Annotated in this window: 19 protein-coding genes; 10 read left to right on the top strand and 9 right to left on the bottom strand. The window is 67.1% G+C overall.

Features of this window, described 5'->3' with window-relative positions; translation table 11 throughout:
- Positions 1–138 precede the first annotated feature (138 nt).
- The gene (locus tag CEX88_RS12650) at positions 139–702 is read right to left on the bottom strand and encodes an NAD(P)H-dependent oxidoreductase (RefSeq protein ID WP_094293732.1); all 564 of its coding nucleotides are present in this window, start codon (positions 700–702) and stop codon (positions 139–141) included.
- A gap of 86 nt (positions 703–788) precedes the next feature.
- On the opposite strand from CEX88_RS12650, the gene CEX88_RS12655 reads away from it, so the two are divergent.
- From CEX88_RS12655 to CEX88_RS12665, 3 genes are read left to right on the top strand one after another with little or no spacing between them, the layout of a single operon-like run.
- Positions 789–1,397 (top strand): TetR/AcrR family transcriptional regulator, encoded by a 609-nt coding sequence (locus CEX88_RS12655; RefSeq protein WP_068198719.1) that lies wholly within the window; start codon positions 789–791, stop codon positions 1,395–1,397.
- A 28-nt stretch (positions 1,398–1,425) separates the two neighbouring features.
- Positions 1,426–2,496 carry a DNA polymerase IV gene (locus CEX88_RS12660; RefSeq protein WP_094293733.1) on the top strand — a complete coding sequence of 357 codons (1,071 nt, stop codon included), beginning with the start codon at positions 1,426–1,428 and terminating at the stop codon, positions 2,494–2,496.
- Position 2,497: 1 nt separating this feature from the next.
- On the top strand, positions 2,498–3,688 hold the full coding sequence (locus CEX88_RS12665; RefSeq protein WP_094293834.1) for an AAA family ATPase: 1,191 nt from the start codon (positions 2,498–2,500) through the stop codon (positions 3,686–3,688).
- On the opposite strand, the gene CEX88_RS12670 is transcribed toward CEX88_RS12665, so the two are convergent.
- Both CEX88_RS12670 and CEX88_RS12675 read right to left on the bottom strand, forming a co-directional pair.
- A complete protein-coding gene (locus CEX88_RS12670) occupies positions 3,685–4,545 on the bottom strand; it encodes an SDR family oxidoreductase (RefSeq protein ID WP_068198724.1) in 861 nt (286 codons plus the stop codon). The genes CEX88_RS12665 and CEX88_RS12670 overlap by 4 nt on opposite strands.
- Positions 4,546–4,570: 25 nt before the next feature.
- Positions 4,571–5,206 (bottom strand): TetR/AcrR family transcriptional regulator, encoded by a 636-nt coding sequence (locus CEX88_RS12675; protein ID WP_094293734.1) that lies wholly within the window; start codon positions 5,204–5,206, stop codon positions 4,571–4,573.
- A 117-nt stretch (positions 5,207–5,323) separates the two neighbouring features.
- Between CEX88_RS12675 and CEX88_RS12680 the strand changes: the two genes are divergently transcribed.
- Entirely contained in the window at positions 5,324–6,808 is a 1,485-nt protein-coding gene (locus CEX88_RS12680; protein ID WP_066842371.1) for a cytochrome P450, read from the top strand.
- An 87-nt stretch (positions 6,809–6,895) separates the two neighbouring features.
- On the opposite strand, the gene CEX88_RS12685 is transcribed toward CEX88_RS12680, so the two are convergent.
- Positions 6,896–7,390 (bottom strand): homocitrate synthase, encoded by a 495-nt coding sequence (locus tag CEX88_RS12685; RefSeq protein ID WP_066842369.1) that lies wholly within the window; start codon positions 7,388–7,390, stop codon positions 6,896–6,898.
- 269 nt (positions 7,391–7,659) lie between these two features.
- On the opposite strand from CEX88_RS12685, the gene CEX88_RS12690 reads away from it, so the two are divergent.
- Entirely contained in the window at positions 7,660–8,409 is a 750-nt protein-coding gene (locus tag CEX88_RS12690) for a sulfite exporter TauE/SafE family protein (protein ID WP_094293735.1), read from the top strand.
- Here the strand turns inward: CEX88_RS12690 and CEX88_RS12695 are convergent.
- Together CEX88_RS12695 and CEX88_RS12700 are read right to left on the bottom strand one after the other, a co-directional pair.
- Entirely contained in the window at positions 8,406–9,470 is a 1,065-nt protein-coding gene (locus tag CEX88_RS12695; RefSeq protein ID WP_094293736.1) for a phosphotransferase family protein, read from the bottom strand. The two genes, CEX88_RS12690 and CEX88_RS12695, sit on opposite strands and share 4 nt — an antisense overlap.
- 118 nt (positions 9,471–9,588) lie before the next feature.
- Complete coding sequence (locus tag CEX88_RS12700) at positions 9,589–10,356, bottom strand: SDR family NAD(P)-dependent oxidoreductase (protein WP_064401607.1); 768 nt, start codon at positions 10,354–10,356, stop codon at positions 9,589–9,591.
- Positions 10,357–10,459: 103 nt separating this feature from the next.
- Between CEX88_RS12700 and CEX88_RS12705 the strand changes: the two genes are divergently transcribed.
- The 4 genes from CEX88_RS12705 to CEX88_RS12720 all read left to right on the top strand — a co-directional run bounded on the left by CEX88_RS12705 (position 10,460) and on the right by CEX88_RS12720 (position 16,216).
- Positions 10,460–12,019 (top strand): molybdopterin-dependent oxidoreductase, encoded by a 1,560-nt coding sequence (locus tag CEX88_RS12705; RefSeq protein WP_094293737.1) that lies wholly within the window; start codon positions 10,460–10,462, stop codon positions 12,017–12,019.
- Between the two features lie 131 nt (positions 12,020–12,150).
- Complete coding sequence (locus CEX88_RS12710; RefSeq protein ID WP_094293738.1) at positions 12,151–13,725, top strand: ATP-dependent DNA ligase; 1,575 nt, start codon at positions 12,151–12,153, stop codon at positions 13,723–13,725.
- A gap of 50 nt (positions 13,726–13,775) precedes the next feature.
- The gene (locus tag CEX88_RS12715) at positions 13,776–16,070 is read left to right on the top strand and encodes a carbon starvation CstA family protein (RefSeq protein WP_094293739.1); all 2,295 of its coding nucleotides are present in this window, start codon (positions 13,776–13,778) and stop codon (positions 16,068–16,070) included.
- A complete protein-coding gene (locus tag CEX88_RS12720; RefSeq protein ID WP_082681052.1) occupies positions 16,013–16,216 on the top strand; it encodes a YbdD/YjiX family protein in 204 nt (67 codons plus the stop codon). The genes CEX88_RS12715 and CEX88_RS12720 overlap by 58 nt, the downstream gene beginning before the upstream one ends.
- Before the next feature lie 21 nt (positions 16,217–16,237).
- Here the strand turns inward: CEX88_RS12720 and CEX88_RS12725 are convergent, their stop codons facing one another.
- The 3 genes from CEX88_RS12725 to CEX88_RS12735 all read right to left on the bottom strand — a co-directional run bounded on the left by CEX88_RS12725 (position 16,238) and on the right by CEX88_RS12735 (position 19,220).
- Positions 16,238–16,819 carry a carboxymuconolactone decarboxylase family protein gene (locus tag CEX88_RS12725; RefSeq protein ID WP_238382056.1) on the bottom strand — a complete coding sequence of 194 codons (582 nt, stop codon included), beginning with the start codon at positions 16,817–16,819 and terminating at the stop codon, positions 16,238–16,240.
- 113 nt (positions 16,820–16,932) lie between these two features.
- Complete coding sequence (locus CEX88_RS12730; RefSeq protein WP_094293835.1) at positions 16,933–18,156, bottom strand: cytochrome P450; 1,224 nt, start codon at positions 18,154–18,156, stop codon at positions 16,933–16,935.
- 11 nt (positions 18,157–18,167) lie between these two features.
- The gene (locus CEX88_RS12735) at positions 18,168–19,220 is read right to left on the bottom strand and encodes an LLM class F420-dependent oxidoreductase (protein WP_094293741.1); all 1,053 of its coding nucleotides are present in this window, start codon (positions 19,218–19,220) and stop codon (positions 18,168–18,170) included.
- 86 nt (positions 19,221–19,306) lie between these two features.
- On the opposite strand from CEX88_RS12735, the gene CEX88_RS12740 reads away from it, so the two are divergent.
- Positions 19,307–20,803: an acyl-CoA carboxylase subunit beta gene (locus CEX88_RS12740; protein WP_094293742.1), complete on the top strand. Its 1,497-nt coding sequence runs from the start codon at positions 19,307–19,309 to the stop codon at positions 20,801–20,803.
- Positions 20,804–20,898 lie beyond the last annotated feature (95 nt).

Genomic DNA, 20,898 nt, shown 5'->3' on the forward strand with positions numbered 1-20,898 from the left:
CCCGCCGCGCTCGATGCGGCCAGCGATGCGCCAGATATAGCAGCCGGTACCGACAACCGGGCCGGACATCGAATCGCGCCAGCAAAGCCGCCGCGGGCTTCTCAGACCGGGCTCAACGGGCCTGTCCGCGCCAAACGGTCAGCCGATTCCGGCGGCCAGTTTCCCGATGACGTCGCGCAGGTTCGCCGCCACCTCGGCGTTCTCCCGCGGATGCCTTCCGTCGAACGCCTTGCTCGGCACCGACAGCCTGAGATCCTCGACGACCCGCGGTCCGGCGATGGCGAAGCTCTTACGGGTTTCGTCGTGCGCCCACTGGCCGCCGTACCGCCCGAGGGCCGCACCGACGACCGCGAGCGGCTTGTCCTTGAGCGCGCTGTTGCCGTACGGCCGCGACAACCAGTCGATCGCGTTCTTGAGCACGCCCGGGATGCTGCCGTTGTACTCGGGGGTCACGACCAACGCGGCGTCGGCATCGGCGGCAGCTTGGCGCAGCGCCGCCACGGGGTCGGCCGCTCCCCCGCGTTCGGTGTCGTTGTCGATGTCCTCGTTGTAGAACGGCAACTCGCCCAGCCGGTCGAAGAAGTCCAGACCAACACCGTCGGGAGCGGTTTCCAGTGCGAGTTCGACCAACTGCCGGTTGATCGACGCCGCCCGCAGGCTGCCCAGCAATACCAGCACGTTCACCTTCGCGGTGTCCGCCATCTTTCGGGTCCCTTCGTCCGGTGGAATCTTCGCACAAGAGAACCGGACTATGGTCCGAATTATTCCGTCTGAACTAAACTGCTGACATGGCCGCCCCTCGCCCGCTCAACGAGCTGCCGGTCACGAACCAGACTCCACAAGAACGCGGTGACGCGGCGCGCAACCGCACCTTACTTCTGGACGCCGCACGCCGTCTCATCGCCGAACGGGGTGCCGACTCGGTCACCACCGACGACATCGCCACCGCGGCAGGCGTCGGCAAGGGCACCCTGTTCCGCCGATTCGGCAGCCGCGCCGGGTTGATGATCGTGCTGCTCGACGAGGACGAAAAGGCACATCAGGAAGCGTTCCTGTTCGGTCCGCCGCCTCTGGGTCCCGGCGCGCCGCCGCTCGAGCGGCTGCTGGCCTACGGCCGGGATCGGTTGACGTTCGTCCACAAACATCACGCGCTGCTGTCCGACGCCAACCGGGACCCCCAGATGCGGTTCACCACCCCCGCGACCCTGCACCATCGCCACGTTCGGGTCCTGCTCGAATCCGCGGGCACGACAGGCGACCTCGATGCACAGGCCGCCGCGCTGGTGGCGTTGCTCGACGCGGACTATGTGTGGCATCAGCTCCAAGAGCGCGGCGCGACGATCGAGTCGCTCGGTGATGCGTGGGAGTCGGTGGCGCGCAAGCTGTGCGGCCGATGAGCGCTTGCGCGAAGAGCAGAAGGCCCCGATGAGGCGCTGGGTCCTGCACGTCGATCTCGACCAGTTCCAGGCCGCCGTCGAAATCCGCCGCAAGCCGCAACTGGCCGGTCTGCCGATCGTCGTTGGCGGCAACGGCGACCCGAACGAGCCCCGCAAGGTCGTGACGTGTGCGTCGTATCCGGCCAGGGCGTACGGCGTGCGGGCGGGCATGCCGTTGCGCAGCGCCGCCCGCAAGTGCCCGGAAGCGACGTTCCTTCGGTTGGACACCGATGCCTACGACGAAGCCTCCGAGGAGGTCATGGGCTTGCTGCGCGACTTCGGCCATCCGGTGGAGGTGTGGGGTTGGGATGAGGCCTACGTCGGCGCCGAGCTGGACGACTCGCACAGTCCGTTCGAGTTCGCCGAGCGGATCCGCGAGGTGATCGCCGCCGAAACGGGTCTGTCGTGCTCGGTGGGGATCAGCGACAACAAGCAGCGCGCCAAGGTCGCGACCGGTTTCGCCAAGCCGAGACGCGAGCCCGGTGAGTCGGCGGGGGTGTACCAACTCACCGACGAGAACTGGATGGCCGTGATGGGCGACCGTGAAGTCGACGCGCTCTGGGGAATCGGCCCGAAGACAGCGAAAAAGCTTGCGACGATGGGCATCAGCACCGTCGCCGACCTCGCAGGCACCGACGCTACGGTGCTCACTGAGACTTTCGGCCCGACCACCGGGCTGTGGATCCTGCTGCTGGCCAAGGGCGGCGGCGACACCGACGTCAGCGCCGCACCATGGGTGCCGCGGTCGCGCAGCCACGTCATCACCTTCCCCCGCGACCTGACCGAGCGCGACGAGATGAACACCGCGGTCGTCGATCTGGCGCGACAGACCCTGAGCGAGATCGTCGAGCAGAATCGGGTCGTCACCCGGGTGGCGGTAACGGTGCGAACCAAGACCTTCCACACCAGGACCAAGATCCGCAAGCTGCCCGAACCCACGGTGGACGAAACACACGTCACCCGAACGGCACTCGACATACTCGCCCAGTTCGAACTCGACCGCCCTGTCCGGTTGTTGGGTGTGCGACTCGAACTGGCGCCGCCGGACGGCGGGTACTGAGGTGCTCACCACGGTGGCCATCCGCGGCTATCGCTCGCTGCGCGAGATCGTGCTGCCGCTCGCGCAGCTGACCGTGGTCACCGGCGCCAACGGGACCGGTAAGTCGTCGCTGTATCGGGCGTTGCGCCTGCTCGCCGACTGCGGCCGCGGCGAGGTGATCGGATCGCTCGCCCGCGAGGGTGGACTGCAGTCGGTGCTGTGGGCGGGTCCCGAACAACTCGGCGGGGCGCGCCGCACCGGTCAAGTGCAAGGCACGACGCGCACGGGTCCGGTGTCACTCGAAATGGGTTTCGCCGCAGACGACTTCGGATACCTCGTCGACCTCGGCCTTCCTCAGATGGCGGGCCCTGAATCGCTGTTCTCACTCGATCCGGAGATCAAACGTGAGGCGGTGTTCGCCGGCCCCGTCATGCGCAACAGTTCGACCCTGGTGCGCCGGACCCGTGACTACGTCGAGGCGCGCGCCGAAAACGGACGCGGATTCGACAAAGTGACGCAAGCAATTCCGGCCTACCGCAGTGTGCTCGCCGAATACGCCCATCCCGGTGCGCATCCAGAACTTGCCGCCGTGCGGGACCGGTTGCGCAATTGGCGCTTCTACGACGGCTTTCGCGTCGACCCCGCGGCGCCCTCGCGGCAACGCACGGTCGGGACCCGCACACCCGTACTCTCCGACGACGGCAGCGACCTGGCCGCCGCGATCCAGACCGTCATCGAATCAGGCCACGACGACCTCCAACGGGCCATTGCCAAGGCCTTCGACGGCGCGACGGTGACCATATCCGGGCACGACGGGCTGTTCGATCTGCAGCTGCATCAGCCGGGTATGCTGCGACCGCTGCGGGCCGCCGAATTGTCCGACGGCACACTGCGGTTCCTTCTATGGGCCGCTGCGCTACTGAGCCCGCGGCCACCGTCGCTGATGGTGCTCAACGAACCGGAGACATCCCTGCACCCCGACCTGGTGGGCCCGCTGGCGTCGTTGGTCCGCGCCGCGGCCGACACCACGCAGGTCGTCGTCGTCACCCATTCCAAGGCCCTACTCGGACACCTCGACACCGTTCCCGTCGGCGAGGACCCCGAAAGGGAGGCGGCCGCAGTGGAGATCCCGTTGTACAAGGACCTCGGCGAGACACGGGTCGAGGGCCTCGGCATGCTGACCATGCCCCCATGGGAGTGGGGTAAGCGCTAACCGCGTTGCGCAGAGGGTCGCAGTGCCTTGGTGAACAACACGTTCGCCCCGCGCATCGCAACGCTGTACGGCCACCACATGGTGCGCTTGAACAGATAGAGCGCCCTGATGTCGGTCGAGGTGTAAATCAGGAACCGGTTGCGCCGCACGCCTTTGAGGATGCACTCGGCGGCGCGCTCGGGTGAGACCGCGTGACCGCTGAAGCGGTCGGTCCACTTCTTGACCCGCGGGTCTTCGCGGTCGACGCCGGCGATCTGAACCGTCTGCACCAGAGGCGTTTTCACCGCGCCCGGAACCACCACCGACACCCCGATGCGGTGGCGAGCCAAATCGAAGCGCAGCACTTCGGACATGCCGCGCAGCCCGAACTTGCTCGCACTGTAGGCCGCATGCCAGGGCAGCGCGACCAGCCCGGCCGCCGAGGACACGTTGACGATGTGGCCGCCCGTGCCTGCCGCGACCATCCGCGGCACGAACGCCTCGATGACGTGGATCGGTCCCATCAGGTTGATATCGACCATGGACTTCCAGTGTTGGTGCGTCAACGTCGAGACGGTGCCCCACGCCGATACCCCGGCGATGTTCATCACGATGTCCATCGCCGGGTGACGCGAGTGGATGTCGTCGGCGAACGCGACCACCGCGTCGTAGTCGGAGATATCAAGGGCGCGGTACTCGGCCACTTCGGCGCCCAGGGCGCGCGCGTCGGCGACGGTCTTCTCCAGACCTTCGGCGTCGCGGTCGGTCAGATAGAGCTCGGCGCCCTCGGCGGCCAGCTTCAACGCGGTCGCGCGGCCGATGCCGCTGGCGGCCCCGGTCAGAAAACAACGCTTGTTCGCATACCCGGTGTGCGCCATGGCGGTGAGGATACTGACCCCGGCCTTATGGCTGGCCGGATGGCTGCATGTGTCCCCAGAACGCCGCGACCCACAACCGCTCGAGCGTGTCGACGGCCCGGCGGGGGTCGATGCCGCGGCCGACGAACGTGCTGTCGTGCGTCAGCGTCATCGTCGTCGTCGCGGCCATTGTCCGGACGAGCGCGGGGAGGTCACCGGAGATCGGGCGCGCGTCGGCGTCGTTCTCCAGCAGCGCGATCAGCTTGTCGATGATGCCGTCGTAGAAGTCGTCCATCATCTCGCGGATCTTGGCGTCGGTGTTGCGAGCGACCGCACACGCGGTCAGCACCGGATCGTCGTTGGCGTACACCGCCGCCGCGCTGCCCACCATCCGTTTCGCGAACGCCTCGGGCGTCTCCCCCGGCTCGCGGGGTGCGAAGTGGTGGGTGAGGCTGTCGAGCATCTCGCCGGCGCCGGCCAGGATCTCGGCGAGCACCGCGTACTTGGAGTCGAAGTAGAAGTAGAACCCGGAACGGGCGACGCCGGCGTGTTCGCTGATCGCGCTGACCGACAGGTCCGCGAACGGCTGTTGCTGCACCAGGTCGCGCACGGCGGTGAGGATTGCGTCACGCTGCCGGTCACCGCGGCTGCGACGCGTTTGCGATGCTGGTTGGGCGCTCATCGCCCTAGACCTTTGCACCGCGCCGCGCCAGAACAAAACTTGACATGCGTCAAGTCTGCCATCCAGGATGGTGATGAGAGTGACAACGGCCACATTCCATTGCACAGGAGCTCGTGAATGACCGCGACGATCAGCACGACGGACTATCTGCTCGACCAGGCCAAGCGCCGGTTGACCCCGTCGTTCAACAACTTCCCCGGCATGGGAATCGTTGAGCGCAAGCTGCTCAACACGGATTTCCCACAGAAGCCGATGGCCGAGCCGCCCCCGGGCAGCGATCTCAAGCCGGTGATCGGCGACGCCGGTCTGCCGATCCTCGGGCACATGATCGAGATGTTCCGTGGCGGACCGGACTATCTGCTGCACGTCTACCGCAAGTACGGCCCGCTGTACTACGCCGACTCGCCTGCGCTGCCCGCCGTCGCGGCGCTGGGCCCCGACGCCGCTCAGGCCGTCTACTCCAACCGCAACAAGGACTTCTCCCAGCAGGGCTGGGTTCCGGTGATCGGGCCGTTCTTCCATCGCGGCCTGATGCTCCTGGACTTCGAGGAGCACATGTTCCACCGGCGCATCATGCAAGAGGCGTTCGTCCGCTCCCGGCTGGTCGGATACCAGGAGCAGGTCGACCAAGTGGTCTCGCAGGTGATCGCCAACGACTGGGTCGTCAACGACGGGCGCTTCCTGATGTACCCGGCGATGAAGGAACTGACCCTCGACATCGCCTCGATGGTGTTCATGGGCCACGAACCCGGCTCCGACAAGGAACTGGTCACCAAGGTCAACCAGGCATTCACCACCACCACCCGCGCCGGCAACGCGATCATCCGCAAACCCGTGCGCCCGTTCACCTGGTGGCGCGGCATGCAGGCCCGCAAGCTGCTCGAGGAGTACTTCGAGGAGCGGGTCAAGGAACGCCGCGGCAAGGACGGCTCGGATCTGTTGACGGTGCTGTGCCACACCGAGGACGAGGACGGCAACAAGTTCTCCGACGATGACATCGTCAACCACATGATCTTCTTGATGATGGCCGCGCATGACACGTCGACCTCGACGGCGACGACGATGATCTACCACCTCGCCAAGCATCCCGAGTGGCAGGAGCGCTGCCGCGAGGAGTCCGATCGCCTCGGCGACGGGCCTGCCGACATCGAGTCGCTGGACAAGCTCGAGTCGCTGGATCTGGTGATGAACGAGTCGATCCGCCTGGTGACGCCGGTGCAGTGGGCCATGCGCCAAACCGTGCGGGACACCGAGTTGCTCGGCCACTACCTGCCGAAGGGCACCAACGTCATCGCCTATCCGGGGATGAACCACCGGCTCGAGGAGTTCTACCCCGACCCGATGAAGTTTGACCCGTTGCGGTTCACCGAGCCGCGCAACGAGCACAAGCAGCACCGCTACGCGTTCAGCCCCTTCGGCGGCGGGGCGCACAAGTGCATCGGCATGACCTTCGGCCAGCTGGAGGTCAAGACGATCCTGCACCGGCTGCTGCGCAAGTACCGGCTCGAACTGCCCCGCCCGGACTACACGACCGAGTGGGATTACGGCGGCATGCCGGTGCCCAAGGACGGCATGCACATCGTGCTGCGCCCGCTGCACTGACCCGTCGTTGCCGCGAAATGGCATTCCAGCAGCGATTGTTCGAGTGACAGCCTGCCGGAATGCAATTTCGCGGTGATCAGGCGGCGGTCAGGACGCCACCAGTAGGCGGTTCGCACACGCGATGACGGCGCTCAACGCCGACTGCGTGGCGTCCTCGGACAGCCCCATCGCCCACTCCGAATTCAGCCCGTCCGAGCCGCGGATGAAGGTGGCGGTGCGCTCACCGGCGCTCACCTGGTGAAAGGCGGTCATCTCCACCGAGATCCCGCGGTCGTAGAGCATCGAGGTCAGTGCGGCGACGGGGCCGGGTGCGGCCGCTGTCGTCGTGCAGATGCGATCTCCGATGGCCAGCGTCGCCTGATAGTTGCGTGGGCCCAGCCGGTTGGCGGGGCGACTGCCGTCGGCGCAGCTCCAGTTGCCCAGCCTCACCGGTCCCGACGTGGGCGCGTACTCGGCGAGAAAGGTGTCGAAAGACATCGCGTCGGCCTCCTCGCGCAGACCGCGGGGCGGCGGGGCGTCGAGAGAGGCCGCGAATGCCGACGGTGCTGCGCTGGTAGCGGATTGTGTTGCGAACGAGGTCATGTGCCGGTCTTTTCTTCGAAGAGAAGTGACCGACTACGTAGCGACGACCCACAGCGAGGGGTCGGTCAGATCAGACCCCGCTGCGGGTTGCTACTACGAGTCGCCTCGGCACGCGTTCGATCGTAGACAACCACCGACCGGGCCGCAAAGGAAAAACCGTTCGCAAACTGACCGTCAGTTCTTCAGGTCTGACTGACGGCGCCCGAGCGAGGCAGATCACAGCGCCTCGAATCTTCGGACGCCACGCGCTGGCCGTAGCGTGACCTTCGATGACGTGGGCCCTGCTGTTCGCCGCCGGCGTTCTCGGCGGGCTCACCGGCAGCATCGCCGGGTTGGCCTCGGTGGCCACCTATCCCGCGCTGCTGCTCTTCGGGTTGCCCCCGGTCACCGCCAATGTGACGAACACCGTGGCGCTCGTGTTCAACGGGATCGGCTCGGTGTTGGGGTCGCGTCCTGAACTCAAGGGGCAGGGCAGGTGGATCCTGCGCACCGCACCGATCGCGGTGTTCGGTGGTGTGGCCGGCGCCGCGCTGCTGCTCACCACGCCCGCCGAGGGCTTCGAGAGATCGGTGCCGATTCTGCTCGCGGTCGCCTCGGTCGCGATCCTGCTGCCCCGCCGGGCTCCCGGTGACGAGCCGAGCACGGGGCGTCGCCGTGCGGCGGTGGTCATCGAGGCGACCGCGGTGTTCCTGATCTGTATCTACGGCGGCTATTTCGGCGCTGCCGCGGGTGTGCTGCTGCTCGCGCTCCTGTTGCGCACCGGCCACGCCTCGCTCGCGGAGGCCAACGCGGGCAAGAACGTGATCCTGGGTGTGGCGAACCTCGTGGCGGCCGTGGTGTTCGCGATGCTGGCGCCGGTGCAGTGGGGTGCGATGTTGGTGCTGGGCTTGGGCTGTCTGATCGGCTCCCGGCTCGGGCCGGTCGTCGTGCGGCACGCACCCGCGGGGCCGTTGCGCGTCGTGATCGGCGCAGCCGGCGTAGCGCTGGCCGTCCAGCTGGCGATCGACACCTACGCCTAGAGCTCGAAGGGGCTGTCGCCCTTGATCACCCGCTTGCCGAGATCGATGAGGTTCTGGGCGTTGGCATGCAACCGCTCCCCCGCGTCCCGGCTCGCCTGACCGATCAGGAACCGCGACCAGGTGCCCTCGATGACGATCCCCAGCTTGAAGCACGCCATCGCGACATACCAATCGAGGCTTGATGTTTCGCGGCCGCCGGCTTCGAGGTAGGCGTCGAGGAGTTCACGACGGGTGGCCAGTCCGCCGAGCGCGGCGAGCTCTGCGCCCGCGGTGATCGTGTTGGTCTCCAGCGGCCAGCAGATCAGCATCCAGCCCAGATCGAGCAGCGGATCGCCGATCGTGCACATCTCCCAGTCGACGAACGCCGCCACCTCTGGCCTGTCGCGACGCAGCAGCACATTGCTCAGGTGCGGGTCACCGTGCAGGACACCCGGACGACCCTCCGGCGGTAGGTTCGACGCCAACCACTCAGCGAGTTCGGTCACGGCCAGCGACTCGGGGTCGTATCGGTCGTGCCGGTAGCTTTCGAGCAGCCGGAGGAACTGCGGAACCTGACGCTCCAGAAAGGATCCGGGCCGTTTGAGCTCGGCGAGCGGGCTGCCCTCCCATTCGACCTGCCCGAGCGCGGCCAGGCTCGCCGCATACGACAACCCCACTTGATGGCGCATCGCCGGATCGCGCACGTAGGCCTCGGACATGTCGTCACCGGGGTTGAAGCCGTCGACCACTTCCATCAGGTAGAAGACCACGCCGAGGACGCTGAGATCCTCACAGCCGGCGATGAATCCGGGATGCGGCACCGGTGTCCCCGCCAACGTCCGCAGCGCCGCGATCTCGCGCAGCATCGTCTTGTCGCTCGTCGGCCGCGGATGGGCCGGCGGTCGTCGAAGCACCATGGGCCGGTCGTCGATCAGCAAGCGCACCACGATGTTCTGCGTTCCGCCGGTCAGCGGTTCGACATCGCTGACCGTCGTGCCCAGACCCTCCGCGCGCACCCACTGCTGCAGCGCGGCCTGGTCGTCGTGGCTCAGTGTCGGAAGGCGATGCGCGTCGTCGGGCATGCAGCCATCGTGTCAAATGGATCGCGGAAGCGGCACGGGAGTCGGCCGCCTCACCCTATCTGCGATTTCGGTGTAGTTGGTGGCGGTGAGCGCAACCAACTACACCGAAATCACACCTCTACTTGGGGGCGAAGCGCTGGCCGGCGTCCAGGCGCAGGCACTGGCCGTTGAGCATCGGGTTCTCGACGATCGCGGCCACCAGCTTGGCGTACTCCTCGGGCTTGCCGAGCCGCTTCGGGAACGCCGCGTCCTTGGTCAGTGCCTTGGCGAACTCGTCGGGAATGCCCTCGGTCAGACCCGTGGCGAACAGGCTCGGCGCGATCGCCAGCGCCCGGATGCCCAGGCTGCCCATGTCGCGGGCCATCGTCAGGCACATCCCGGCGATCGCGGCCTTGGACGCGGTGTAGGCGACCTGCCCGATCTGGCCCTCGAACGCCGCGATCGAGGCGGTGTTGATGATGACGCCGCGCTCTTCCTGCTCGTCGTCGACGAGATCCTGCTGGCTCATCTGCCAACCGGCCAGCCTGCTGATGTTGAACGTGCCGATGAGGTTGAGGTCCACGCACTTACGGAACGTGTCGAGGCTGTGCGGGCCGTCCTTCTTGACCGTGCGCTCGGCGGCGCCGCCACCGGCCGTCGTCACGATGATGTGCAGCCCGCCGAGCTTGTCGATCGCCTGCTGCAGCACCTTCTCGGTGCCCTCGAAGTCGGTGACGTCCACCTCGAAGAAGGAGCCACCGATAGCGTCGGCCACTTCCTTGCCCTTCGACTGCGGGCGGTCCAGAACCGCCACGTCCGCGCCGCGTTGAGCCAGCAACTCGGCCGTCGCCTTGCCGAAGCCCGACGCTCCGCCGACGACGATGGCCTTCTTGCCAGAAATCTCCACCTGGGTCTCCCCTTTCCAAAAAGAGCTCGATTCGTAAAGCAACCTAGCTGACGTCACCGTTCGGTAAGCCCGTCGGGTCGCCAACGTGAGTACTTTGAGCGGCATGACGTCGCGCAGCACCAAGGCGATGGGCGGCATCGCCGCAGCCGCCGTCGCGCTGGGCGTGACCCAACTGCTCGCCGTCTTCGTCGGACCGCGGGCCGACTCGCGTACCGCCGTCGGGTCGGCGGTCATCGACCTGACGCCCCGTCCGGTCAAGGAGTGGGCGATCCAGACCTTCGGCATGGCGGACAAACTCGTCCTGTCGATGCTCGTGCTCGCGGTGATCGCCGTCGTGGCCGCCGCCACCGCGGCGTTGGAGACGCGGCGCTTTCCGATCGGCAGCGTCGCGATCGTGGCGGCCGGCGCCGCCGGGTGCGCGGCGGTGCTCTCGCGTGCGGGGGCGACCCTGTTGGACACCCTGCCCACGGTGGTCGGCGCCGCCTGCGGCGTCGCGGTGCTTCGGCTGCTGACGTCGGGGCGGTTCACCGACGACGCCGGGCAGGCTGGCGACGACGGGCAGGCCGGCGTCGACGGGCCCGATCCCGGCCGACGGCTGTCGTTGATCACGCTGGGCTTCCTCGGGGCTGGCGCGCTGACCGGAGTGGGCGGCGTTGTGCTGTCGCGCCTCACGACCTCGGTCTCCGGTGACCGCACGGCATTCGCGCTGCCGCCGGTCGACGTCGCCGCTCCCCCGATCCCGGCGACGGTGCAGCCGAAAGGTGTCGGGCTGGCGTCGTTCGTCACCAACAACGCCGACTTCTACCGGATCGACACCGCGCTGAGCGTGCCGCAGTTGAGTCGCGAGAACTGGCAGCTGCGGATCCACGGCATGGTCGATCGCGAAATCACCTTGCGCTTCGACGATCTCGACCAATTCGACGTGGTCGAGAAAGTGGTGACGCTCACGTGTGTGTCGAACCCGGTCGGCGGTGATCTCATCGGCAACGCCACGTGGACGGGATACCGCGTATCAGACCTGTTGGCAGAAGCCGGGATTCACCGTGACGCGGACATGGTGCTGTCGATGTCGATCGACGGGTTCACCGCGGGCACTCCGGTCGAGGCGCTCACCGACGACCGGGGCTCACTGCTGGCGGTCGGCATGAACGGCGAACCGCTGCCGACCGAGCACGGTTATCCCGCCCGCCTGGTGGTTCCCGGGCTGTACGGGTATGTCTCGGCGACGAAGTGGGTGGTCGACCTCGAGGTGACGCGGTTCGACCGCGCCCAGGCCTACTGGACGCGTCTGGGGTGGTCACCGCGCGGGCCGATCAAGACCGAGTCGCGGATCGACGTGCCGCGCAGTGGTCAAGACGTGCCCCGCGGGGAGGCGACGTTCGGTGGTGTGGCGTGGGCGCAGAACCGCGGGGTGCGCAACGTCGAGGTGCGCGTCGACGGACCCGCCGGGCAGGGCGACTGGCAACAGGCCGAACTCGGCGCCGCCTACTCGAACGAGACCTGGCGGCTGTGGAGTTTCCGGTGGCAGGCCACCCAGCCGGGACCGCACACCATCACGGTCCGGGCCACCGACAACACCGGCGCGACACAGACCGCCGCGATTGCCCAACCGATCCCCGACGGCGCCACCGGCTGGCACAGCGTCGACTTCGAAGTCACCTAGTTTTCTCTGCCGCGAGCGACCGTGTCTGCCCCTCGACACGCCGCTAAAGGGCGTGCAATTGCGGTCACTCGCGCCCGACGGATGACCTCTCGCGGCTCAACAATGTCGGATCGGCGTGTCAGGCTGAACACGTGCAGTTACTCGACGTCGCCACGGCGTCCGCCGAGGTCGGTGCGTCCTCGTCGCGGCTGGCCAAAACGGCTCGAATCGCCGATCTGCTGGGCCGCGCCGGCGAGGAAGGCGACGCCGATCAGGTCGCGGTCGTGGTGTCGTGGCTCTCCGGTGAGCTGCCGCAACGGCAGATCGGTGTCGGGTGGGCCTCGCTGCGCTCGCTACCGCGCCCGGCGGAGTCCGCATCGTTGACGGTGCCCGACGTCCATGCGCGGTTCACCGAGATCGGGCAAGTCGCGGGCAAGGGCTCGCAGGCACGGCGCGCCGAGCTGCTCGCCGGGCTGTTCGGCGCCGCGACCGCCGAGGAACAGACGTTCCTGCGTCGGCTGCTGGGCGGTGAGCTGCGCCAGGGCGCACTCGTCGGCGTGATGGCCGATGCGGTCGCCAAGGCCGCCGGCCTCCCGGCCGCCGCGGTGCGCCGTGCCGCGATGCTCGGTGGTGACCTGCCCGCCGTCGCGGCTGCCGCCCTGACCATGGGCGAGGCCGCACTGGAGCGGTTCACGCTGACGGTCGGCCGTCCGGTGGGCCCGATGCTGGCGCAGACCGCAGTCGGCGTGGCCGAGGCACTCGAACGTCTCGGCGGCACAGCAGTTTTCGAAGCGAAGCTGGACGGCGCGCGGGTGCAGGTGCATCGGCGAGGCGATGAGGTGTCGATCTACACCCGAAGCCTCGACGACGTGACCGCACGCCTCCCGGAGGTCGCCGACGCCGTGCTGGCGTTGCCGGTCACGACCGTGATCGCCGATGCCGAGGTAATCGCACTCAAACCCGACGGGCGGCCGCACCGCTTCCAGGTGACGGCATCGCGGTTCGGTCGCTCCGCCGACATCGCCGCCGCCGCGGCGGCCCAACCGCTGTCGGTCTTCGTCTTCGACCTGCTGCATGTCGACGGCGTCGACCTGCTCGACAAACCCACCGGTGAACGCATCGAGGTGCTCGACGCGCTCGTTCCGAAGCTGCACCGCGTCGACCGCCTCGTCACCGGCGACGTCGAACAGGCGCGCGAGTTCCTCGAGGTGACGCTGGCCGCCGGCCACGAGGGCGTCATGGCCAAGTCGTTGACCGCGCCGTACGAGGCGGGGCGACGCGGAGCCGGCTGGCTCAAGGTCAAACCCGTACACACCCTCGACCTGGTGGTGCTCGCGGTCGAGTGGGGTTCGGGCCGTCGCACCGGCAAGTTGTCCAACATCCACCTCGGCGCACGGGATCCGCAGACGGGCGAATTCGTCATGCTTGGAAAGACTTTCAAGGGTATGACCGACGCCATGCTCGAGTGGCAGACCACCCGGTTCCTCGAGTTGGCCGACGGACCGACCGACGACTCCGGCTATCTGGCCGGCTCAGCCGGCCGTGTGGTGTGGGTCAGACCCGAGCAGGTCGTCGAGATCGCGTTCGACGGCGTGCAGACGTCGACGCGGTACCCCGGCGGTATGGCCCTGCGGTTCGCCAGGGTGCTGCGGTACCGCGACGACAAGAGCCCCGCAGAAGTCGACACCATCGACACGGTGCGGGCGTTCTACCAGCGCGGAAGCTGAAGCCCGCGGTTTTGACACGTCGTCGGCGCCGCCGGTGAAAAGATCGGCACATGGCATCTCCGACCGCTCCCGCAGAGCGCACAGAGGAAACCGAGGGCGACGTCACCTATATCCGCACCGACAAGGATCTGCCGCCGGTCGCGATCATCGACCGGTCGCCGATCACGGTCCGGCACCGGATCATCTTCGGCGTCATCGCCCTGCTCGGCGCGGTCGCGTGGGCGGTGATCGCGTTCTTCCGCGGAGAAACCGTCAACGCCGTGTGGTTCGTCATCGCCGCGATCTGCACCTACGTGATCGGCTTCCGGTTGTACGCCCGGCTCATCGAGATGAAGATCGTGCGTCCGCGCGACGACCATGCAACACCCGCCGAGTTATTCGAGAACGGCACGGACTACATGCCCACCGACCGGCGGGTGTTGTTCGGACACCACTTCGCAGCGATCGCCGGCGCGGGCCCGCTCGTCGGACCCGTCCTCGCCATGCAGATGGGCTACCTGCCGGGAACCATCTGGATCATCATCGGCGCGGTCGTCGCGGGCTGCGTGCAGGACTATCTCGTGTTGGCGATCTCGACGCGTCGGCGGGGCCGCTCGCTGGGACAGATGGCCCGCGACGAACTCGGGACGATCGGCGGTGTGGCCGCCATCGTCGGCGTGCTCGTCATCATGGTGATCCTGCTGGCGGTGCTGGCCCTGGTGGTGGTGGGTGCGCTCGCCGAGAGCCCGTGGGGCGTCTTCTCGATCGCCATGACGATCCCGATCGCGATCTTCATGGGCCTGTACCTGAGGTTCCTGCGGCCGGGCCGGGTGTCGGAGGTGTCGCTCATCGGCGTCGCGCTGCTGCTGCTCGCGGTCGCCTCCGGAGGGTGGGTCGCCGAAACCGCCTGGGGCACAGAATGGTTCACGCTGTCGAAGGTGAGCCTGTCGTGGGCCCTCATCATCTACGGATTCGCCGCGTCGGTGCTGCCGGTGTGGTTCCTGCTCGCACCGCGCGACTACCTGTCGACGTTCATGAAGGTCGGCACCATCGCACTGCTGGCAGTCGGCATCGTGCTCGCCCGCCCGGTCATGGAGGCCCCGGCGATCTCGGCGTTCGCCGCTGAGGGCACCGGTCCGGTGTTCGCCGGATCGCTGTTCCCCTTCTTGTTCATCACGATCGCGTGCGGTGCGCTGTCGGGCTTTCATGCGCTGATCTCGTCGGGCACCACCCCCAAACTGCTCGAAAAAGAAGGTCAGATGCGCCTGATCGGCTACGGCGGCATGATCACCGAGTCGTTCGTCGCGATCATGGCGTTGATCACCGCCGCCATCCTCAATCAGCATCTGTACTTCGCGATCAACGCGCCCGCGGCCTCGACCGGCTCGACCGCCGAGACCGCGGCGGCCTATGTCAACAGCCTGCCGATCGAGGGCCCGCCGGTCACCGCCGAGCAGATCACTCAAGCCGCCGAGAGTGTCGGCGAAGAGTCGATCGTGTCGAGGACCGGCGGTGCGCCCACACTGGCGTTCGGGATGTCGGAGGTGCTGAGCAAGGTCTTCGGCGGTGATGCGCTCAAGGCGTTCTGGTACCACTTCGCGATCATGTTCGAGGCGCTGTTCATCCTCACCACCGTGGACGCGGGCACCCGGGTCGCGCGGTTCATGCTCTCCGACGGTCTGAGCAACCTCGGAGGTCCGCTGCGCAAGCTGAAGGACCCGAGTTGGCGTGTGGGAGCGTGGATCTGCAGCCTGGCCGTGGTGGCGGGTTGGGGCAGCATCCTGCTGATGGGCGTCACCGACCCGCTCGGTGGCATCAACACGTTGTTCCCGCTGTTCGGTATCGCCAACCAGTTGCTGGCCGCGATCGCCTTGACGGTCGTGACCGTGGTGGTGGTGAAGAAGGGCCTACTGAAATGGGCTTGGATACCGGCGATCCCGTTGCTATGGGATCTGATCGTGACGATGACGGCGTCGTGGCAGAAGATCTTCTCGGGCGATCCAAAGGTCGGCTACTGGACTCAGCACTTCCAGTACCGCAACGCGAAGGACGCCGGTGAGACGGCGTTCGGCGCGGCCAAAAACGCCGGCGAACTCGACGCGGTCATCCGCAACACGTTCATCCAGGGCACACTGTCGATCGTGTTCGCACTGCTGGTGCTGATCGTGTTCACCACCGGGGTGATCATGGTGATCCGGACGCTCCGCGGCGGCGCCCCGCCGACGACCGAGGACGAGCCGGTCCCCTCGCGGATCTTCGCGCCGTCGGGCCTGTTGATGACCAAACCGGAGAAGGAGGTGCAGAAACAGTGGGACGCATTACCGAAAGCGCACGCCAAATCGGTTCGTACTGGCGCACATTCGTAGGCGACCTGATGGGCGACACCCACTACCGGCGCTACGTCGAGCACCGGTTGCGGACCCATCCGGGTGAGCCGGTGCTCTCCGAACGGGACTACTGGCGGATGCGGCACGCCGCGGCGGAGGCCAATCCGGGCGCGCGCTGCTGTTAGGTCGGGATTCGGCTGCACACGCTAGCCCGACGCGATGACCCCTTCGGAAATCCAGGGTGCCGCAGTCGTTTCGGCGCTACGGAAGGCGCCGGGGACATCGTCGGTGACGGCCCATGTCGCGGCCAGCCGGCCCATACCTACCGCGTACGCACAATGCACGCCGAGCTCGACGAGTTCATCCTCGGCGAAATGGCACCGAAGGTCGTCGTAGACGGCGTCGTCGATCGCGAGGTGATCGGTGGCGAACAGATCAGCGAACCGCAGCGCGCTTCGCTCGGCGTCCGACAGGTCGTCGGCTTCCTCCGGGCGTTCCAGGGAGCAGACCGCGTCCTCGGTGAGCCCTGCATCGACCGCGCTCTGGTAGCGCACCGACATGCAACTGCGGCACTGGTTGTGGAACGCGATGCGCAGCCGCACGAGCTCCACGAGCCTCGGCGACAGGGTGCCGCTGGATTGCAGTGCCGCCCGAAGTGAGCCGAGCGCTCCCGCCACGTCGGGACGGTGGCCGAGTATCGAGGCCACGCCCAGGTTGATCCGATCGCCTTGGCCCAGATCGTCGGTCGGGATCGAAGTAAAGGCCGACGACGGCGCAACTCGGGACATGGCCACCTCACATCGCAGCGGTTCTGGCGTGGGTACACGATAACTCGCGCGGTCGGAACCGTCGGGTGAAAAGCTCGGGCGGCGACCGGCCGGTGGGGCCAAGCCGAGCCCGGCTAGACCGTCAGTGAGTAGCGGATCGGCAGGTGTTTGAGCCCGCCGACGAATGTCGTCGCCACATACTCGGGACGGCCCGCGGGCTCCACACCCTTCAGGCGGGGCAGCAGCTCGCTGAAGAAGCTGTTGACCTCCATGCGGGCCAACGCCGCCCCCAGGCAGAAGTGCACGCCGTACCCGAACGCGATGTGCTTGTTGGGGTCACGGGCGATGTCGAAGCGGAAGGGATCGTCGAACACGTCCTCGTCACGATTGCCCGAGACATAGGACAGCAGAACCGATTCGCCCGCAGCGATCGGAACATCCCGCACCGTGGTGTCCTCGGCGGCCGTACGCATGAAGGCCTTCACCGGTGTGACCCAGCGGATCATCTCCTCGACCGCCGGCGGCATCAGGCCCAGATCGCTACACAGCTTGTGGCGTTGGTCGGGGTTCTCGATCAGGGCCAGCATCCCGCCGGAGATGGTCGCGCTGGTGGTGTCGTGCCCCGCCGCGGCGATGATCGCGTAGTAGGAGATCGTGTCGATGTCCGACAGCGGTTCGCCGTCGATGGTCGCGTTGGCGATCGCCGAGGCCAGGTCGTCCGTCGGATTATCGCGGCGCGAAGCCGTCAACGCCGTGAAGTACTGGAACATCTCGACCAGCGCCGACATCTGGTCGGCCTGATCCGTGCCACGCTTGAACTCGTCGTCGTCACTGCCGAACAACTCCTGGGTGAGCTTGAGCATCAGCGGGAAGTCCGACTCCGGGATGCCCAGCAGCGACATGATGACGTAGAGCGGGAAGTTGACCGCGACCTGCTGGACGAAGTCGCACTTGTTGCCGATGTCCATCATCTTGTCGACGTACACCTTCGCGAGTTCGTCGACGCGGATCTTCAACGCGCGCATCGCCTTCGGCCGAAACCAGTCGGCTCCGATGGCGCGCACCACACGATGCTGCGGATCGTCCATGTGGATGAGGGTGCGCACCCCGATGGCCGCCTGCTGCTCGTCGCCCTCCTTGGTGACCAGCACCGGCCGCGGGTGATTGGTGAACAGGTTGTTGGCCCGCTCGATGTCCATGATGTCGGCGTGCTTGGTGATCGCCCAGAACGGTTGGTAATTGGGCACCTCTACCCACGAGACGGGTGCGTTGGCACGCAGATGCGTCAACGACGCATGCAGTTTGGCTTCATCGGTGTAGGCCTGCGGGGTGGCAAAGACCTTAGCCGCCTCGTCCATGATCCGTGTGCTCACAACAACTCCTCTGCCGAACCGTCATGTGCGCGTACTTCCTCCAGCACGGCAACTATCGTCGCTTCGTCTATCGAGCGCGGGAATCCGATCATCACCCGGTCGATCACGCCGTCGCACCGGTCTCTGATCTTGGCCCCCAGCTTGTCGATCGGGGCGACGACGGCGAACGTCTCGAGAATCTCGTCGTCGATCAGCGTGCCCATCGCGTCCCACTCGCCGGCGAGGCTGAGCCGGTGAAGCTCGTCGTGCAGATCGCCCCAACCGTGCAGCGCCAGCACTTTGCGGTAGGCCGGGGTGGACCCGTAGAAGGCGATCTGCTTGCGGGTGGCGACGGCGGCGCCAGTGACCTCGCGCTCGTCGGCACCGGTCACCACGAAGATGGGACACGACACCTGAAAGTCGCTGCGTGCTCTGCCCGATCGGGCCATGCCGCGCTCGAGCGCCGGGATGGTGACCTCTTCGAAGTAGCGTTTGGTCGTGAAGGCGTGGGCGAGAACGCCGTCGGCAACCTCACCGGCCATCTCGGTCATCGACTCGCCCACCGCGGCGATGAAGACCTTCGGGAACCCGTAGTCGTGCGGTTCGGGAGTGAACATCGGCGTCATCAGCTTGTGCGTGTAGAAGTCGCCTTCGAACTGCAGCCGCGTACCGTCGCGCCAACAGGTCCAGATTTCGCGCATCGCGTGGACGAATTCGCCCATGCGACGCACGGGTTGGCTCCACGGCATGCTGAACCGCTTCTCGATGTGCGGGCGGATCTGCGACCCCAGCCCAACGATGAGCCGGCCCCGCGAGTAGTCCTGCAGGTCCCAGCCGATGTTGGCCACGGTCATGGGGTTTCGCGCGAACGCCACTGCGATGCTGGTTCCGAGATCGAGGGTTTCGGTGTGCTCGGCGGCCAGCGTCAACGGGAGGAACGGGTCGTGGGCAACCTCGGCGGTCCAGCACCCGTCGTAACCGCGCCGCTGCAGCGTGCCCGCCGTTTCGGCCACGTTGGCGATCTGGCTGGAAATCGCCCCGTCGACCTTCAGGCCAGCGCCGCTAAGCATGGTCGTAGACGCTACAGTAAGCAATTCAGTATGGTCAACGAGGTCATGCCGGTGCGACGATCGCCTATCCATGGACAGGAGTTGTGATGACCAAGGCCGAGGATTGGCATGCCACGCTCGACGAGCTGTCGCGGCGGCGCCAGACCGCGTACGACATGGGGGGCGCCGAGCGGGTCGCCAAGCACCGCGACAAGGGCAAGCTCGACGCCCGCGCGCGCATCGAGTATCTGCTCGACAAGGGCACGTTCCGCGAGTTCGGCACGCTGGTCGGCGGTGACATCGCCGCCGACGGCATCGTCGCCGGCTCCGGCTATCTCGACGGCAGGCCGGTGATGATCGGCGCCGAGGACTTCACGACGCTGGCGGGCAGCATCGGCCCGGGCGGAAACGCCAAACGGTACCGATTGGCGGAGTTGGCCGTGCGCGACAAGGTGCCGCTGGTGATGCTGCTGGAGGGTGCGGGATTCCGTCCCAGCGGCGAACACTACGGCCGCACCCCGACCGATCTTCTCGCCCAGGCTCAGTGTTCGGGCAAGGTGCCGATGGTCGCCGGCCTGCTCGGGCCGTCCGCCGGACATGGCGCGCTGGTCGCTCCGGTCTGCGACTGGACGATCATGAGCCGCCAGGGCGCCATCTTCACCGCGGGCCCGCCCGTGGTGAAAGAGTCCACGGGCGAGGACATCTCGAAAGAGGATCTCGGCGGTCCCACGGTGGCCCTCGCCAGCGGTGTAATCCACAACCTGGCCGAGGACGACGAAGCGGTGCTCGACGACATCCGCCGCTACCTGTCGTACTTCCCGGCCAGCGCGTGGTCCTACCCGGAGTCGCTTCCCGCCGACGAAGCGACCGCCCCGCGGACCACCCCGGAGTTGCTCGAACTGGTCCCCCGCGGCAATCGGCGCGTCTACGACATGCGGCGCGTCCTGGACGTCGTCTTCGACCGCCCCGACTGGTTCGAGGTCCAGCCGAAGTTCGGGCCCGCGATCATCTGCGCGCTGGCCCATCTCGGCGGCCACCCGGTCGCGGTGGTTGCCAACCAACCGCAGGTGATCGCCGGTTCCATCGACGCAGACGCCGCGGACAAGGCGGCGCACTTCATCACGGTCGCCGACTCGTTTCACCTGCCGATCGTGTTCCTGGCCGACAACCCGGGCATGCTGCCGGGCAGCCGGTCGGAGAAGTCGGGCGTGCTGCGCAGCGGTGCGCGGATGTTCGCCGCGCAGACCGCCGCGACGACGATCAAGCTGCACGTCACCCTGCGCAAGGCATACGGTTTCGGCTCGATGGTGATGTCGCTGTTGGGATTTGACAACCAGAGCGCGACGTTCGCATACCCGGGCGCGACGATGGGCGCGATGAGCGCGGCCGCCCTCAGCAAGGCGTCACACGCCGCCGAGGATGTCGAGGCGCGGCTTCGGCAGATGGAAGTCGAAGCGTCGTTCCGGTCGGCCGGCCACCTCGGCTTCGACGACCTGATCCATCCCGAGGAGACCCGCAACGCGCTGCTGTGGGGGCTGCAGCGGGCGGTCTACAGCCGCCAGGCCGCAGCCGAACCGGTGGCCCGCACGGTCATCACGCCCTGACCTCGGGGGTTTGCGCGAGCGTGCGTGTTTGCACACGACACGCGGCAAATATCCAGCACTACACGCACTTTCGGGCGCGACGACCGTGCGCGTAC

The organism is Mycobacterium neumannii (assembly GCF_002245615.1).
In the GTDB taxonomy this organism is placed as follows: domain Bacteria; phylum Actinomycetota; class Actinomycetes; order Mycobacteriales; family Mycobacteriaceae; genus Mycobacterium; species Mycobacterium neumannii_A.

Coding starts and splice junctions, on each gene's coding strand:
- CEX88_RS12730 (WP_094293835.1), bottom strand. CDS start 18,156: ATGGACGAGGCGGCTAAGGTCTTTGCCACCCCGCAGGCCTACACCGAT.
- CEX88_RS12690 (WP_094293735.1), top strand. CDS start 7,660: ATGACGTGGGCCCTGCTGTTCGCCGCCGGCGTTCTCGGCGGGCTCACC.
- CEX88_RS12655 (WP_068198719.1), top strand. CDS start 789: ATGGCCGCCCCTCGCCCGCTCAACGAGCTGCCGGTCACGAACCAGACT.
- CEX88_RS12725 (WP_238382056.1), bottom strand. CDS start 16,819: ATGTCCCGAGTTGCGCCGTCGTCGGCCTTTACTTCGATCCCGACCGAC.
- CEX88_RS12675 (WP_094293734.1), bottom strand. CDS start 5,206: ATGAGCGCCCAACCAGCATCGCAAACGCGTCGCAGCCGCGGTGACCGG.
- CEX88_RS12660 (WP_094293733.1), top strand. CDS start 1,426: ATGAGGCGCTGGGTCCTGCACGTCGATCTCGACCAGTTCCAGGCCGCC.
- CEX88_RS12715 (WP_094293739.1), top strand. CDS start 13,776: ATGGCATCTCCGACCGCTCCCGCAGAGCGCACAGAGGAAACCGAGGGC.
- CEX88_RS12685 (WP_066842369.1), bottom strand. CDS start 7,390: ATGACCTCGTTCGCAACACAATCCGCTACCAGCGCAGCACCGTCGGCA.
- CEX88_RS12705 (WP_094293737.1), top strand. CDS start 10,460: ATGACGTCGCGCAGCACCAAGGCGATGGGCGGCATCGCCGCAGCCGCC.
- CEX88_RS12740 (WP_094293742.1), top strand. CDS start 19,307: ATGACCAAGGCCGAGGATTGGCATGCCACGCTCGACGAGCTGTCGCGG.
- CEX88_RS12680 (WP_066842371.1), top strand. CDS start 5,324: ATGACCGCGACGATCAGCACGACGGACTATCTGCTCGACCAGGCCAAG.
- CEX88_RS12650 (WP_094293732.1), bottom strand. CDS start 702: ATGGCGGACACCGCGAAGGTGAACGTGCTGGTATTGCTGGGCAGCCTG.
- CEX88_RS12735 (WP_094293741.1), bottom strand. CDS start 19,220: ATGCTTAGCGGCGCTGGCCTGAAGGTCGACGGGGCGATTTCCAGCCAG.
- CEX88_RS12670 (WP_068198724.1), bottom strand. CDS start 4,545: ATGGCGCACACCGGGTATGCGAACAAGCGTTGTTTTCTGACCGGGGCC.
- CEX88_RS12695 (WP_094293736.1), bottom strand. CDS start 9,470: ATGCCCGACGACGCGCATCGCCTTCCGACACTGAGCCACGACGACCAG.